At 72.2% G+C, this 14776-nt stretch carries 11 protein-coding genes and 1 pseudogene; 7 read left to right on the forward strand and 5 right to left on the reverse strand.

Annotation, left to right across the window (positions count from 1 at the left end):
• Nucleotides 1-9: 9 nt before the first annotated feature.
• Complete coding sequence (locus ACFT32_RS06530; RefSeq protein ID WP_382486447.1) at nt 10-2694, reverse strand: ATP-binding protein; 2685 nt, start codon at nt 2692-2694, stop codon at nt 10-12.
• A 180-nt stretch (nt 2695-2874) separates the two neighbouring features.
• Between ACFT32_RS06530 and ACFT32_RS06535 the strand changes: the two genes are divergently transcribed.
• The 4 genes and pseudogenes from ACFT32_RS06535 to ACFT32_RS06550 all read left to right on the forward strand — a co-directional run bounded on the left by ACFT32_RS06535 (nt 2875) and on the right by ACFT32_RS06550 (nt 6817).
• A complete protein-coding gene (locus tag ACFT32_RS06535; protein WP_382486449.1) occupies nt 2875-4176 on the forward strand; it encodes an MFS transporter in 1302 nt (433 codons plus the stop codon).
• Between the two features lie 4 nt (nt 4177-4180).
• Nucleotides 4181-5335, forward strand: coding sequence for an anhydro-N-acetylmuramic acid kinase (locus tag ACFT32_RS06540; RefSeq protein ID WP_382486450.1), 1155 nt, complete (start codon nt 4181-4183; stop codon nt 5333-5335).
• 57 nt (nt 5336-5392) lie between these two features.
• Nucleotides 5393-5509: pseudogene (locus ACFT32_RS06545) on the forward strand (DUF2510 domain-containing protein); the annotation flags it as partial.
• Nucleotides 5510-5830: 321 nt separating this feature from the next.
• Nucleotides 5831-6817 carry a hypothetical protein gene (locus ACFT32_RS06550; protein ID WP_382487070.1) on the forward strand — a complete coding sequence of 329 codons (987 nt, stop codon included), beginning with the start codon at nt 5831-5833 and terminating at the stop codon, nt 6815-6817.
• 202 nt (nt 6818-7019) lie between these two features.
• On the opposite strand, the gene ACFT32_RS06555 is transcribed toward ACFT32_RS06550, so the two are convergent.
• A complete protein-coding gene (locus ACFT32_RS06555; RefSeq protein WP_382486452.1) occupies nt 7020-7631 on the reverse strand; it encodes a TetR/AcrR family transcriptional regulator in 612 nt (203 codons plus the stop codon).
• Between the two features lie 165 nt (nt 7632-7796).
• On the opposite strand from ACFT32_RS06555, the gene ACFT32_RS06560 reads away from it, so the two are divergent.
• On the forward strand, nt 7797-8627 hold the full coding sequence (locus tag ACFT32_RS06560) for a phosphatase PAP2 family protein (RefSeq protein WP_382486454.1): 831 nt from the start codon (nt 7797-7799) through the stop codon (nt 8625-8627).
• On the forward strand, nt 8624-9577 hold the full coding sequence (locus tag ACFT32_RS06565) for a hypothetical protein (RefSeq protein ID WP_382486456.1): 954 nt from the start codon (nt 8624-8626) through the stop codon (nt 9575-9577). The genes ACFT32_RS06560 and ACFT32_RS06565 overlap by 4 nt, the downstream gene beginning before the upstream one ends.
• On the opposite strand, the gene ACFT32_RS06570 is transcribed toward ACFT32_RS06565, so the two are convergent.
• A complete protein-coding gene (locus tag ACFT32_RS06570) occupies nt 9567-11618 on the reverse strand; it encodes a phosphocholine-specific phospholipase C (protein WP_382486457.1) in 2052 nt (683 codons plus the stop codon). The two genes, ACFT32_RS06565 and ACFT32_RS06570, sit on opposite strands and share 11 nt — an antisense overlap.
• A 169-nt stretch (nt 11619-11787) precedes the next feature.
• On the opposite strand from ACFT32_RS06570, the gene ACFT32_RS06575 reads away from it, so the two are divergent.
• Complete coding sequence (locus ACFT32_RS06575) at nt 11788-13071, forward strand: MFS transporter (protein WP_382486459.1); 1284 nt, start codon at nt 11788-11790, stop codon at nt 13069-13071.
• A gap of 12 nt (nt 13072-13083) precedes the next feature.
• Here ACFT32_RS06575 and ACFT32_RS06580 read toward each other — a convergent pair whose 3' ends face one another.
• Nucleotides 13084-14268: a hypothetical protein gene (locus ACFT32_RS06580; protein ID WP_382486461.1), complete on the reverse strand. Its 1185-nt coding sequence runs from the start codon at nt 14266-14268 to the stop codon at nt 13084-13086.
• Nucleotides 14265-14693 carry a peptidoglycan-binding protein gene (locus ACFT32_RS06585; protein WP_382486463.1) on the reverse strand — a complete coding sequence of 143 codons (429 nt, stop codon included), beginning with the start codon at nt 14691-14693 and terminating at the stop codon, nt 14265-14267. Before ACFT32_RS06585 ends, ACFT32_RS06580 begins: the two co-directional genes overlap by 4 nt.
• Nucleotides 14694-14776 lie beyond the last annotated feature (83 nt).

Here is a 14776-nt window from a genome sequence, read left to right on the forward strand (position 1 = left end):
TGGTCTGGGCTACGCCGGTCCGACGCCGGCCGCGAGCACGGCCCGCGCCCGCTCCGCCAGTCCGTCCGCGCCGCACGAGACCGCCAGGCCCAGGCCGCGTTCGAGGTCGCTGACCGAGCGGGCCAGGATGCCGTACTCGATGCGGGCCGCCGCGTGCTCGTACTGGCAGGGCGACGCCTCCAGGTAGGTGACGGCCTGGGCGGCGAGCCGGACCGCGCGCTGCCCGGTCTCCAGGGCGGCGGCGCAGCGCAGGGCCTCACCGATGGCGGTGTCCGTGCCGAAGCGCTCGGCCTGCCGGCGGACGTCGACGGCGAGCCGGGCGGCACGGGCCGGGTCCTCGGTGCTGAGGGCCCGGGCAAGGTCGGCCGCCCAGGGGACGAGCACGGGGTTGTGGTGGCCGCGTGCCGCCGCGGCCTTCTCGGCGGCCTCCAGTTCGTTGACGCCGTCCTTGGTGCGGCCGACGGCCAGCAGCAGCCGGCCGCGCACCGAGCGCGGGTCCGGCAGGACGATGGTGGAGGGGTAGGGCGGGGCGAAGCCGTACCGTTCGGCGACCTCCCAGGCCTCCTGGACGTGGCCGCGGGCGAGCAGCGTGTCGACGAGGTTGCAGGTCGCGGACCAGTACAACGGCAGGCCGCGGCCGACGCGTTCGGCGAGGCGCAGCGACTCGCGCAGGGACGACTCCGCCTCCTTCAGCCGGCCCCGCCTGCGGTGGCCGAGCCCCACGTAGGCGTGGGCCAGGGCGAGGTGGCCGCCGCTCCAGCCGGCCGTCTCGTAGGCGCGCAGGGCCTCGTTGTAGAGGGTCTCGGCGCGGTCGAGGCGGTCGGTGAAGGCGTACGCGTTGGCCAGCATCAGCAGCAGTTCGATGCCCCACTCGGTGTCGGTCCAGCCGAGCCCGGGGGCCAGACGGCCGTTGACGAGGGCGCGGTCGCACAGTTCGGCGACCTCCTCCGCGTTCTCGCCGTGCATGAGGGCGTCGAAGCCGCGCAGCATCAGCAGCGCGCGTTCGGAGTTGTCCCGGCCGGTGCAGGGGCCGGCGAGGTCGGCGAGCCGCCGGGAGCGGTCGGGTGAGGTGGCCTCGCCGGCGTGTATGCCCTCCCACATGAAGTGCACGGCCTGGAGCCGCATCCGGGCGGGGCCGGGCCGGAGCCGGGCGGCCTCCGCCTCGACCGTGCGGACCGCCTCCTCCAGCTGGTCGTTGTGGAGCAGCGCCTGGGAGAGGCGGAAGACGGCGTCCACCCGCTTGTCCCCGCCGAGGCCGGGCATGCCGAGCGCGGTCCGCAGATGGCCGATGGTGCGGGCGGGCGCGGTCAGGAAGGTGGCCTCGGCCAGCTCGTACAGCACATGCGGGTGCGACTCGGGCCTGGGCGGTTCCCTCAGGGCGCGCTCGAGGCAGCGGCGGGCGGCGTCGGGGGCGCCGACGGCGAGGTGCTCGCGGGCGGCCTCGCGCAGCTGCCCGACGAGTTCCTCGTCGTCGTCCGGGTGGACTTCGAGGAGGTGGCGGGCGGCCGCGGCGGCGCCGCGCCCCTCGTCGGTGACGATCCGGGCGGCGATGCCGTGCATGGCGGTGCACAGGGCGTCGGGTATGGAGTTGTAGACGGCGGTGGCGATCAGCGGGTGGACGAACTCCAGGTCGCCGTCGGCGCCTCGGCCGGTCGCAGGGTCGGGTGTGGTGAGGATGCGGGCGGTGCGCAGCAGTTCGGCGCAGCGGCGGGCGTCGTCGGGCCCCAGGGTGGCGAGTTTGGCGACCAGGCCGGTGGAGATACCGGTGCCGAGGATGGCGGCGGCCCAGGCGAACCGCGTGGCGTCGATGCCGAGTTCCTCCAGGCGGGCGACGAGGCCGCCGCCGCGTGCCGAGCGGTTCAGTTCGCGCAGCTCCCCGGCCCGGGCCTCGACCGGTTCGACCTCGCTGTCCTGGACCTTGGCGAGGAGTTCGACGGTCTCGTAGGGGTTGCCCGCGGTGACGGCCCAGACCTCGCGGCAGAACGCGGCGTCGGCGTGCGGGCCGAGGGTGGCGCGGGTGAGTCCGGCCGTCGCGTCCGGGGTGAGGGCGCTCAGGGTCGCGACGGGTCCGTCCGCGGCGGCGGCGACGGTGTCGAGGTGGCGGGCGCTGGTGCCGGAGACCTCGCCGGGGCGGCGGGTGACCACGACCAGCACGGACATCTCGTCGAGGCGCTCGGCGAGCCCGGCCAGCCAGTGCAGGGTCTCCTGGTCGGCCCAGTGGGCGTCGTCGATCAGCAGCACCAGCGGCCAGTCCCGGCGGGCGAGCCGGCGTACGGCGGCGACCAGTCCGTCGCACACGCCCTGCGGGTCGGCCTGCCGGTCGCCGGGTTCCGCTATGCCGAGGGCCGGGCCGGCGATGTCGTACCAGTCGCCGAGGTACTCGCGGGCCTCCTCCGGCAGCATCGACACCAGTGCCGGCTGCAGCAACTGCCGTACCACGTTGAAGGGGACCGACCTGAGGGTCTCGCCGCCGCGTGCCGACCAGACCGTGCAGCCGCGGGCCTCGGCGATACGGCGGGTTTCGGCCAGCAGCGTGGTCTTGCCGAGTCCGGCCTCGCCGCGGAAGACCAGCAGTCCGCCGGACGAGGAGCGGTCCGCGCACAGGCCGTCGACCGCCCGCGCGACGGCGGCGACCTCCTCGTCGCGCTCCCAAAGGGAAGCCGAGGCGCCGGCCGTGGGCCGTACCTCCGTCATCCCGCTACCTCCCCAAGTCGCCCGAACGACGTACAGACGTCGAGCGTAGCCGTCCGCTTGCCTGAGCGGAGGGCGGTCCGGGCACCTGTTGCCGTGACGGGTGACACCGACGGCGATCGGACGGCACAACCGGCCCGTCACCAGCCGCCTTCGGGTCAACAAGGCACAACGGTACGGGAGGTGACGTTCATTCACCAGGGACGGGACACACGGCGCGGCCGGCGGGCGCTGGTCGCGGGGTCGGTGGGCAATCTCATCGAGTGGTACGAGTTCGGCGTCTACGGCTACTTCGCGACGATCATCGCGGCGCGGTTCTTCACACCGGAGGGCGGCAGCGAGGTCGAGGCTCTGGTGAAGACGTACGCGTCGTTCGCGCTCGCGTTCTTCTTCCGACCGGTCGGGGCGGCGCTTTTCGGCCGTCTCGGGGACCGCGTCGGCCGTCGGCCGGTGCTGGTCCTGGTGATCACGCTGATGACATTGGCGACGACACTCATCGGCGTACTGCCGACGTACGCGCAGGCCGGCGCACTGGCGCCCTGGCTGCTCACCTTTCTGCGGGTGCTCCAAGGGCTGTCGGCAGGCGGGGAGTTCGGCGGGGCGGTGTCGGTGATGACGGAGTCCGCTCCGCCGGGCCGGCGGGGGCTGTACGGGTCGTGGCAGTCGTTCACGGTCGCACTGGGGCTGCTGGGCGGGGCGGGCGCGGCGGCGCTGCTCGCCACCGCGCTGACCGAGGAGCAGCTCGGCGCGTGGGGCTGGCGGCTGCCGTTCCTGCTGACCCTGCCCCTGGGGCTCGGGGCGTTGTGGCTGAGACTGCGGCTGGACGAGACACCGGAGTTCGTGGCGGAGCGGTCACGGGAGACGCCTCCCCCGCGCGAGGTCGCGAGGGCGATCGTGCTGGGCGCGGGTCGGATCATGGGCTGGGCCGCGGCCGGATACACGTTCCTCGTCGTGCTGCCGTCGTATCTGCAGAGTTCGCTGGGTGCGACCTTCCAGCAGGCGCTGGTCGCCACTGTGCTGGCCAATCTGGGCTTCGCGGCGACGATCGTGCCGGCGGGGCTGCTCAGTGACCGGGTCGGCCGCAGGGCGGTGATGCTGACGGGCGCGGTGCTGGTCGTGGTCCTCTCGGTGCCGCTGCTCAACCTTCTGCAGGAGCCCGGCGTTTCGAACACTGTGAAGGGTGTGGCGGTGTGCGGGGCGGGTGCCGTGGTGGGGCTGATGGCGGGGCCGGGCCCGGCGATGCTGTCGGAGATGTTCCCGACACGGGTGCGATATACGGGCCTGGGACTCGCCTACGCGCTGTCCAATGCGGTGTTCTCGGGGTGCGCCGGGCTCATCATCACGGAGACGATCGAGCGGACGGGGAGTGTGGACATCCCCGCGTACTACGCGGCGGCGGCATGCGCGGTGAGCGTACCGGCCCTGCTCACGCTGCCCTCGCGAAGGGTGCGCGGGGCGAAAGCGGTGGAGGAGAGGACGGGTTGATGCGATGCGGATGATCGGTCTCATGTCCGGCACGTCGTACGACGCGATCGACGCGGCGGCGGCCGAGCTGGATCTCGTCGGCGACAGCCTGGTGCTGAAGCCGCTCGGCATGGTGAGCGAGGCGTACGACGGCGAACTGCGCGAGGCCCTGTCGGCCGCACTGCCGCCGGGGACCACCACGCTGGGCGAGGTGTGCCGGCTGGACACCCGGATCGGGCAGGCCTTCGCGGCGGCCGCGCTGCGGGCCGACCGCGAACTCTGCGACGGGCGGGCCGAGTCGGTGGCCTCGCACGGGCAGACCGTGTACCACTGGGTCGCCGAGGGAGAGGTCCACGGCACACTCCAGCTCGGACAGCCGGCCTGGATCGCCGAGGCGACCGGGCTGCCGGTCGTCTCCGACTTCCGGCCGCGTGACATCGCCGCCGGCGGGCAGGGCGCGCCGCTGGTCGGCCTGGTCGACCAACTGTGGCTGCGCGGCCGGCCGGGCCGGCCCGTCGCCCTCAACGTCGGTGGTATCGCCAACCTCACCGCACCCGACGGGACCGCCTTCGACACCGGGCCTGGCTGCGCGCTGATCGACGCGGCGGCACGGGGGTTCAGCGGCGGGGCCCTCTCCTGCGACACGGACGGGGCCCTGGCCGCCCGGGGCCGGGTGCACGGGCCGCTGCTGGACCGGCTGCTCCAGGAGCCGTACTACGCGCTGTCGGCGCCCAAGACGACGGGCAAGGAGCTGTTCCATCTCGGTCATCTGCGGGACGCGCTGGCCGGGTTCGGGACGCTGCCCGCCGAGGACGTCGTCGCCACGCTGACGATGCTCACGGCCCGGACCGTGGCGGACGCTCTGCGGTCGGTGGGAGCGACGGAGGTGATCGCCTCCGGGGGCGGGACGCGCAACCCCGTGCTGATGAGGATGCTCGGGGAGCTGCTGCCCGGGGTGACGGTGCGCGCGTCGGACGAACTGGGGCTGCCGTCCGGGGCGAAGGAGGCCTACGCCTTCGCCGTCCTGGGGTTCCTGACCCTGCACGGCCTGCCCGGCACCTCACCCGCGAGCACCGGTGCCCGGCATCCGAGCGTGCTGGGATCGGTGACCCCGGGCCGGGACGGACTGCGGCTGCCACCGCCCGCCCGGCTGCGGCCGACCCGGTTGATCCTGGAATGACCGGACCTGGTCGACTCCTCTCATGCCTCTTTCACCGACGCCTCATACGGTGGGGGCATGACGCAGGAGACTCCTTCCGGGTGGTACCCGGACCCCGGACAGAAGAGTGACGGGCCCGCCACCGAGCGTTGGTGGGACGGCAAGGCCTGGACGGCCCGCATCCGTCCGGCCCAGCCGCCGGCGCATCCGGCGGCTGAGGAGGGTTCGGCTTCTGCGGGGGACCCGAACGAGGACGCCGGTTCGGCCGCTCCCGCGCGCTCCGGCGCGGAGGGTTCGGACACTGCGGGCGAGCCCACCCCCACGGCAGGCTCGGGCTCTGCTGTGAATCCGGCCTCTGCGACAGACTCGGGCGCCGCCGACGGTCCTGCTCCTACGGCAAGCCCGGACGCTGCGGGTGATTCAGCCCCTCCGGGGGATCCGGCTGCTGCCGCGCATCCGGACACCGCCGGTCATGACAGCGCCGCTGGACACCCAGGCCCTCCCGGACACCCGAGCATCACCGGACATCCGAGCGACCCCGGACACCCGGGCACCGCCGGCCACCCGGGCGCCACCGCATACCCCGGCACCCCTGGATATCCAGGCACCCCCGGACAACCCCCAGGGCCGGCTCAATACCCGAACACCCCCGGACACCCGGGCGCCGGCGCCTACCCCTCCTACCCCGCCGCACCCCCCACCGCCAAGGGAAGCCGACTGCGGGTCGGGATCGCCGTCACGGCGGCCGTCGTTGTGCTCGCGAGCATCGGTGTCGGGGTGTACGCGCTGACCGACAACGGCGGCTCGGGCGGCGGTTCGGCCACCTCGCAGGGGCCGGGCGCACCCGGCGGCCAGGGCGGGCCGTTCGGCGGGCCGGGCGGGTCGGGTGGATCCGGAGGCAACGGCGGCTCCGGAGGGTCCGGCGGTTCCGGTGGGCAGAGCCCGTCTCCCGAGCGGTCCGAGCCGCCGAAGATCAGGAGCGGGTCGGTGACCGACGCCGTCAGCGGGATCAGCATGCCGATCCCGAAGGGCTGGTACGGCCAGGAGATCACGGTCGGCGCGCAGGTCACGTCCGACGACTCCTACAAGTGCCCCGGCGACACCTCCTCGACCTGCACGAAGGGCGGAGCCTACTCCGCACCGGCCCTGGCCCTCGGCACCAAGGGCAGCACCGCCGAGGAGATCGCCAAGGCTGACATCGCGGCCAACGCCGAGGAGTCCTACGGCGGCAAGTCCTACGGCGGGATCACCTCGCACGACGTACTGGCCGCCAAGGCGGTGACCGTGGCCGGGCAGAAGGGCTACCTGGTCCGCTGGAAGGCCGTCACCAGCAAGGGCGCCGACGGCATCGTGGAGTCACTCGCGTTCCCCTCCCCGGCGAACGCGAAGCAGATGGTCGTCGTCCGGTTCGGGGTGGACGCAGACCAGAAGGAGTCCGTCCTCGACGACATCGCCGAGGGAATAAAGGTGTCGACGGGCAGCGGCAACGGCCAGGACGTCTGACAAGGAACACAAGAACCGGCCGGGGCGGGGGGGGGGGCCCCCCCCCCCCCCGGGGCCCCCCCCCCCCCCGGGGGGGGGGGGCCCCCCCCCCCGCCCGCCCCCCCCCCCCCCCCCCGGCCCGGGGGGTGCGCGCCGCCCCCGTCCCCACGGGTCGGCGCGGTCGGGTCACCGTCCGGTCATCCGACGGACGGCGGCCCGGGTCTCATCTCAGGCCCAGAGCCGGCAGCACGGCGGCCTCCACGAACCGGACCAGATAGTCCGGGTCGGCCCACTCGCCCTCCAGGACGGGCCGCACCCGCAGAACGCCGAACATCTGCGCCGGGACGTACTCCAGCGCCGGATGGTCGGCGGGCACCTCTCCCCTCTCGACCCCACGCCGGATGATCTCCTTCAGCGCGGCGATCTCCGGTTCGACCAGCGCCTCGCGCAACGCGCGCTGCAACTCCGGGTCCTGGGGGGCCGCGTGGGCGAGCGCCTGGAGGAGCTGGGTGTCCCGGCCCGACAGCTCTCCCGCCGCCCGGGCGGCCTCGCGCAGGTCGTCCGCGAGCGAGCCGGTGTCGATGCAGCGCGTCCGCCGGTGGGAGCGCAGCGCCGCCGCGACGAACTGGGGCTTGGTCTTCCACTGACGGTAGAGCGTGGACTTGCTGCAGCGGGTGCTGGCGGCGATCCCCTCCATGGTGACGGAGTCGTAGCCGCACTCGCGGAGCTGCTCCAGCACGGCGTCGAAGAACTCCTGCTCACGCTCCGGCGTGATCTTGGAGCGGCGTGTGGCACCGACCGGCTCGGGTCGGTCGTCCGCAGCCTGCGACGTCATGACCGTGCTCCTGGCTTCCCTCGGGCGGCCGGAAAATTCCGGCCGGCAGTGTGTTCTACGTCTATCGATACGCCAGTGTACCGGAACGCGGGCGTATCGGTACACTGGCGTATCGGTACGCACTCGTACCGATAACAGCACCACCGTGACCGAAGGGGCCGGGGGATGAATGCCCGCACCGAGCCTGCGCCGGCGGGGTCCGACGCGACAGCGCGACCGCCGTACGTCATAGCCCGACCGCCGCTCGTCCGGGAGCTCCTGCTCGTCGCGGGGCTCTTCCTCGTCTACAAGTTCGGCCGGCAGCTGGCCACGGGCCACACCGGCGAGGCCTTCCACAACGCACAGCGTGTGTGGGACTTCGAGCGAGCGGTCCATCTGCCCGGCGAGGGCGCGGTGCAGTCCCTGCTGCTGCACGGCGACGGCCTGGCGCATGTCGCGAACACCTACTACGCGGCCGTCCACTTCCCGGCCACCGTCGCCTTCCTGGTCTGGCTCTATCTGCGCCGCCCGGCCCACTATGTGTGGGCCCGCCGGGTCCTGGCCGCCGTCACCGCCGCCGCGCTGGCGCTGCACCTGCTGTTCCCGCTCGCCCCGCCCCGGATGCTGGCCGCGACCGGTCTGGTGGACACCGCGCGCGTGTACGGGCCGTCGGTCTACGGCGATCCCACGACCGACTCCCTCTCGAACCAGTTCGCGGCGATGCCGTCGCTGCACTTCGGATGGGCGCTGATGGTGGCGATCGGCCTGATCGTCGCGACCCGCTCGCGGTGGCGCCGGCTCTGGCTGCTGCATCCGCTGCTCACGCTGCTGGTGATCGTCGGCACCGCGAACCACTACTGGCTGGACGCGATCGTGGCGACGGCCCTGCTCGGTCTCGCCCTCGCGGTGGTCCAGGTGCCGCACCGTACGGCGACCACGGCGGGCCGTGCGCGGGGCGAGCTCGTTCCGGCGCAGGCGCGATCCGAGGAGCAGGCACTCGCGGGGGCGGGCCGATGAACGCCGTGCTCGTCGCCGTCGCCCTGTCCCTCGTCTCCGCCGTCGCCTACGCGGCAGCGGCCGTCGCCCAGGAGCGGCTGGCCTCCCGCTCCCCCGGCTCGGGCGTGCTGCGGCTGCTCGGCAGCGGCGCCTGGTGGTCGTCGGTCGGACTGAACGCGTCGGCCGCGCTGCTGCACGTCGTGGCCCTGAGGTACGGGCCGTTGACCGTGGTCCAGCCGCTCGGCGCACTCACTCTGGTCGCGGCGGTGCCCATGGGGGCGCGGCTCGCGGGACGGCGGGTGAGCGCGGTCGAGTGGAAGGGCACGGCGCTGACGCTGCTCGGCCTGGGCTCGATCCTGGTCACGGCGTCCGGCCCGGCGCCCGACGATGTGCTGAGCGTTCCCGAGGCGCTGGCGGTGGCCGGTGCCACCGCTGCCCTCATCGGGGTGCTGTCCCGGCCGGGCGCCCGCCCCGGGCTGCGGCACGCGACCGCGTCCGGCATCGTGTCGGGAGTCGCCTCGGCCCTCACCCAGACGGTGACGGTGGCCGCGACGGACCGGTCCGGTCCGCTGCTGAGTGTCCAGGTGGTCGGGGTGGCGCTGCTCGTGGCGGCCTTCGCGGCCGGCGGGCTGCTGCTGTCGCAAGTGGCGTACCGGGGCGGTCTGGGCGCCCCGCTCGCGATGGTGACCCTGGCCAACCCGCTGGCCGCCGCGGTGATCGGGCTGTCGCTGCTGGGCGAACGTCTCCAGGGCGGCCCGGCGGGCGTGCTGCTCGCGCTCGCCGGGGCCGGACTGGCGTCCTGGGGGGTGGTACTGCTCAGCAGGGCGGCGCCCGTGGACGAAAGCCGCCCGGTGGACGACGACCATCCGGTGGCCGCCGTCCTGGCGCTGGAACCCGGCTCGGCCACGGCCGAACCGGCGTTGGTGCCCCGGCAGCACGATCCGGGGCACCTCACCCCGGCTACCCGGTGATGATCGCCGGGTCGCTCACACCCGGCCGGCCGTTCTCGACGTGTCCCGCGAACCGCCGCAGGAACGCCGCGTCGCCCTCGACGGTGACGGTCAGGTCGTACCAGCGGCCGCTGCGGTCGAGGTCGACGGTCCGCCGGACCTTCGCGCCCGGGCGGACGGTGACGGTCGAGGGCCTGCCACCGTAGCCGTCGGAGAGCTTCAGCCGTGCCGTGCCGGAGCCCTTGTTGGTGAAGGTCAGTTCGACGTCGTCACCGGTGTGGCGGGCGGTGACCTCGCAGCCGGCCTTCTTGTTCGACCCCTTGAAGACCCGCACGAAGCCGTTCGGGCCGTGCACGGTCAGGTCGTACGCGCCCGCCGAGTAGGCCGAGTTCCAGGTGTCCGAGAGTGTCTTGCCGGCCTCGGTGGTGTACATCCAGGGGCCGTCGGCGCGGTTGCCTGACGTGATGTGGAAGGCGGCGCCGGCCTTCGGCCCGGAGGCGAAGGCGAGGGTGAGCTTCCCGGCGGCGGCGTCGACCGAGGCGTCCACGTGCGGGGCGTACTTCAGCGGCCGGGTGCGGCGCGGACCGCGTTCCTGCCGGGGCATGCGCGGGTCGGCGGGCGGGGTGGGCTTGTAGTCGGGGTGGCGTTCGCGGTCCTGCGGCTCGTACTCGTCGGTGCCGGGCAGCGGAGCCGGCCGGGCGTCCTTGCGGGAGAAGTCGAACGCGGACGTCAGGTCGCCGCAGATGGCCCGGCGCCACGGCGAGATGTTCGTCTCGCGCACGCCGAAACGGCGCTCCATGAACCGCACGATGGAGGTGTGGTCGAGGGTCTCGGAGCAGACGTAGCCGCCCTTGCTCCACGGCGAGACGACCAGCATCGGCACCCGGGGGCCGAGCCCGTACGGACCGGCCGTGTTCTTGCTGTCGCCCGGGAAGAGATCGAGGGAGACGTCGACGGTGGACAGACCGCGGGAGGCGTCCTTCGGCGGCAGCGGCGGCACCACGTGGTCGAAGAAGCCGTCGTTCTCGTCGTACGTGATGAACAGGGCGGTCTTCGACCAGACCTCCGGGTTGGAGGTGAGGGCGTCCAGGACCTGGGCGATGTACCAGGCGCCGTAGTTCGACGGCCAGTTGGAGTGCTCGCTGAAGGCCTCGGGAGCGGCGATCCAGGAGATCTGCGGCAGCTTGCCGGCCTTGACGTCCGCCTTCAGCACGTCGAAGTAGCCGTCGCCGGCCTTGGCGTTCGTGCCCGTGCGGGCCTTGTCGTACCAGGGGTCGCCGGGCTGGGCGTTGCGGTACTTGTTGAAGTACAGCAGGGAGTTGTCGCCGTAGTTGCCGCGGTAGGCGTCCTGGATCCAGCCCCAGGAGCCCTTGGCGTCGAGGCCGTCGCCGATGTCCTGGTAGATCTTCCAGGAGATACCGGCCTGCTCCAGGCGCTCGGGGTAGGTCGTCCAGCCGTAGCCGAGTTCGTCGTTGCCGAGGACCGGGCCGCCGCCGGTGCCGTCGTTGCCCGTGTAGCCGGACCACATGTAGTAGCGGTTCGGGTCGGTGGAGCCGATGAACGAGCAGTGGTAGGCGTCGCAGACGGTGAAGGAGTCGGCGAGGGCGAAGTGGAAGGGGATGTCCTCGCGGGTCAGGTACGCCATGGTCGTGGTGCCCTTGGCGGGCACCCACCGGTCGTACTTGCCGCCGCGGTAGGCCTGGTGGCCGTCGGGCCAGGAGTGCGGCAGGCCCTCCAGGAACTGCATGCCGAGGTCGTCGGCGTCCGGGTGGAACGGCAGGATCTCCTTGCCGTCCTTCTCCTGGTGCCAGATCGACTTGCCGTTGTCGAGCGTGACCGGACGCGGGTCGCCGAAGCCGCGGACACCTCTCAGGGTCCCGAAGTAGTGGTCGAAGGAACGGTTCTCCTGCATCAGGACGACGATGTGCTCGACGTCCTCGATGGACCCGGTGCGATGGTTCGCCGGCAGCGCGGCGGCGCGCTGGATGCTGGCGGACAGCGCACTGAAGGCCGTGGTGGCACCCGCGAGTTGAAGAAAGCGGCGCCGGTTTACTTCGTACATGTAGGACAGACCTCTCATCCTGAGGTACGGGATGGCCGGAACATGACGGAATCTGCGCGGAAGGAGTGTTTCAGGGACACCAAACGCCAAGGAAGGGGCGGGTGACACTCGTGTGAAAGTCGCCGGTACGTGAGGTGTGCCGGCGCGCTTCCAGGGGAGGGTGAGGGGCGTGACAGAGACGCAGACGGTTTCCCCGCCGACGAAACGGCCCGTCCGCCAGCTCCTCGCCGCCTCCGTGGGCAACGCCGTGGAGTGGTACGACTGGTACGCCTACACGTTCCTGGCGACCTATATCGCCGCCCAGGTCTTCCCCGAGAGCGCGGACAACTCGCTGGTGCCGCTGCTGTCCACGTTCGCGGTCTTCGCGGTGGGCTTCTTCATGCGGCCGGTCGGCGGGCTGCTGATGGGCGCGGTCGCGGACCGGCACGGGCGGCGGGCCGCGCTCACGGTCACCATCCTGCTGATGGGCGGCAGCAGCCTGCTGGTCGGACTCACCCCGACCTACGCTTCGGTGGGCGTGCTGGCACCGGTGGTCCTCGTCCTCGCCCGGCTGTTGCAGGGCCTGTCCGTGGGCGGCGAGTTCGCGGCCTCGACCACCTTCCTGGTGGAGTCGGCGGGCCCCGGCCGGCGGGGGCTGTTCTCCAGCTTCCAGTACGTGTCGACGACCATCGGGCAGCTCGTCGCCTCCGGCATCGCGACACTCCTGGTGGACACGCTGAACGACGGGCAGATGAACGGCTGGGGCTGGCGGGTCCCGTTCGTGCTCGGGGCCGTGCTGAGCCTGGTCGGCTTCTGGATCCGGCAGGGCGCGCAGGAGACCCGCAGCGCCGAGCAGCAGGAGGCCCCGCGCCCGGGCCTGTTCGAGGCGCTGCGCCGGCATCCGCGCGAGTCGCTCCTGATCTGCGGCATCACGGCGGGCGGCACCATCGCCTACTACACCTGGACGTCGTATCTGCCGACGTACGCCGAACTCAACGCGGGCCTCGAGAAGTCGGACGCGCTGCTCGCCGGCACGATCTCACTGGCCTTCTTCGCCCTGCTCCAGCCGCTCGGCGGACTGCTCTCGGACCGCTTCGGCCGCCGCCCCCTGCTGCTCTTCTTCGGCCTGGGCTTCGCGCTGCTCTCGGTGCCGCTGCTGCACAGCCTGCGCGACTCGTTCGCCGTGCTGCTGCTCGTGCAGTGCGCGGGCATGGTGCTGCTGACCGGGTTCACCTCGATCAGCGCGGCCGTGAACGCGGAGATCTTCCCGCCCCGGGTGCGCGCGGCCGGCATCGGCTTCCCCTACTCGCTGACGGTGGCCCTCTTCGGCGGTACGGCTCCGTACGTCGGCACCCTGTTCAAGGAGGTGGGGCATGCTGGGCTGTTCCCGTGGTACGTCGCGGTGCTCTGCCTGCTGTCGTCCCTGGTGTATCTGCGGCTGCCGGAGACGGCGCACGGGCCGCTCCGGCGGTGAGCCGGCGGCCCGTCATGGCCCGGGCCGCCGGCCCGACTCCCCCGCGCGCTCCTCATCGAGAGGCCCTTCGAACTCTCCGTTGCCGGACTGATCGGCGGCAGCCGGTGGGGGCGCCGCGGGCTCGCCCTCGGCAGCGATCTCCTTGACGGCGGCCCGCTCGGGGTCGGTCGCGGCGTTGGTGGTCCGGCCCACCTCCGCCAGGGTCATCTGGGCGCGGTCGTCGACGAGCCGGGTCACCAGGTGCTGCGCGGCCCCGAAGGCAGCGGCCCAGCCGAGGACCTGCGCCCTGCTGTCGAGATCGCTGAGCCCGGGGACGAAGGCGCCCCGGATCAGCAGCAGCCCGAGGAAGGCGGACAGGGCACCGGTGGGGAACTTCAGCACCGCCGACGCCAGGGGCAGCATGTAGGGGGAGTCGGTGCCCCGGATGCGGCGCAGTGAGGCGATGACGGTGAGTGCCGCGCCGGCGAGTCCGGCGATCTCGACGGTGAGGATGTCCCTCGGCTGGGCCAGGCTGCTGGCGGCGGTGCCCACCGGCACATTGCGATGCTCCGCGGTGGGGCACACGACGTCGATCCCGCTCGCGTTCCCGGGCTCCACCTTGGGCGTGAAGCACAGGCTCAGCGACTGGGGGAAGAACCAGCCGTAGACGGCGAGGCCCGCCACACCGAGCAGGACGACGAACGTCGCGGTCCACAGGATGTTGCGCAGACTGCGCACCCGAGCCAGCTCGTCGTCCAGGGCGTTGTACGCGGCGTCGAGCGCCCGGACCATGAGGTCCCGGTCGCTCGGTGAGATCTCGCCGGAGATGATGGAACGGAGCCGCCGGCCCAGACGGACGCGTCGCGGGTCGTCCGCTTCCAGATGATCCTTGACCAGCGCCATGACCTCGCTGGCACGTCCGGCGGCTTCCTCGTCGGAGATGAGTTGCAGGAGCACCACCTCCGCGCTGCGTATGTTCGACCAGACGCCCTCACGCGCGGCCGATCCGGACCAGGCACGCCGCCATCCGAAATCCTCGTCGGCAGCCGCTCCGGCCTTTTTCAGATGGCCCCGCATTCCCTCGGCGAGCGTCTTGCGGTCTTCGGAGCACGGCTTGACACGTTCGCGTTCCAGCTGGGCTTCGAGATAGGCGATCCGGGTTTTCGCCCGTGCGCGCCAAGCGGTCCGCGGTGGCCGTCCCAGAGCGGTTCCGGTCACTCGTAGACGGCTGGTACGTGCAGCCTGTCCCACGACTTCCGGCCCGGTATGCCGTCAGCATCCCGGCCCCTGAATCCGAGTTTCCATTGCCAATTCGCGTACGACTTCCGGTCCGCTTCGCTCCAGCGCGAGTCGGGCCCGTCGGCGTACACCCCGCAGTCCTCGTCGATGAGGCGGTAGCCCATGGCCTCGATGATCGGGCTCCTCACGGAGGGCTGGAAGAAGTCGCCCCCCGGAAAGCGTTCGAACTCACCCTCCATTTGCGGGGGAGCCACGCGGATCCGCTGTCCGGGGCGGATGATGTCCGGATTCGTGATCTGGGGGTTCCACTCCAGAATCTGGTCCAGCGTCACGCGGTGCATAACCGCGATCTTACTGAGCGTGTCGCCACGTCTCACTACGTAGAACTCTACTGTCTTTTCCATGTATCCACACTAAGCGAACTACCCGACATGGAAAAGTCGAGAATTCCGTTTCAATTTCACTTTTTGATTCGGAAACGGCTTCC

Origin of the sequence: Streptomyces sp. NPDC057002 (genome assembly GCF_042673825.1) — a bacterium.
In the GTDB taxonomy this organism is placed as follows: domain Bacteria; phylum Actinomycetota; class Actinomycetes; order Streptomycetales; family Streptomycetaceae; genus Streptomyces.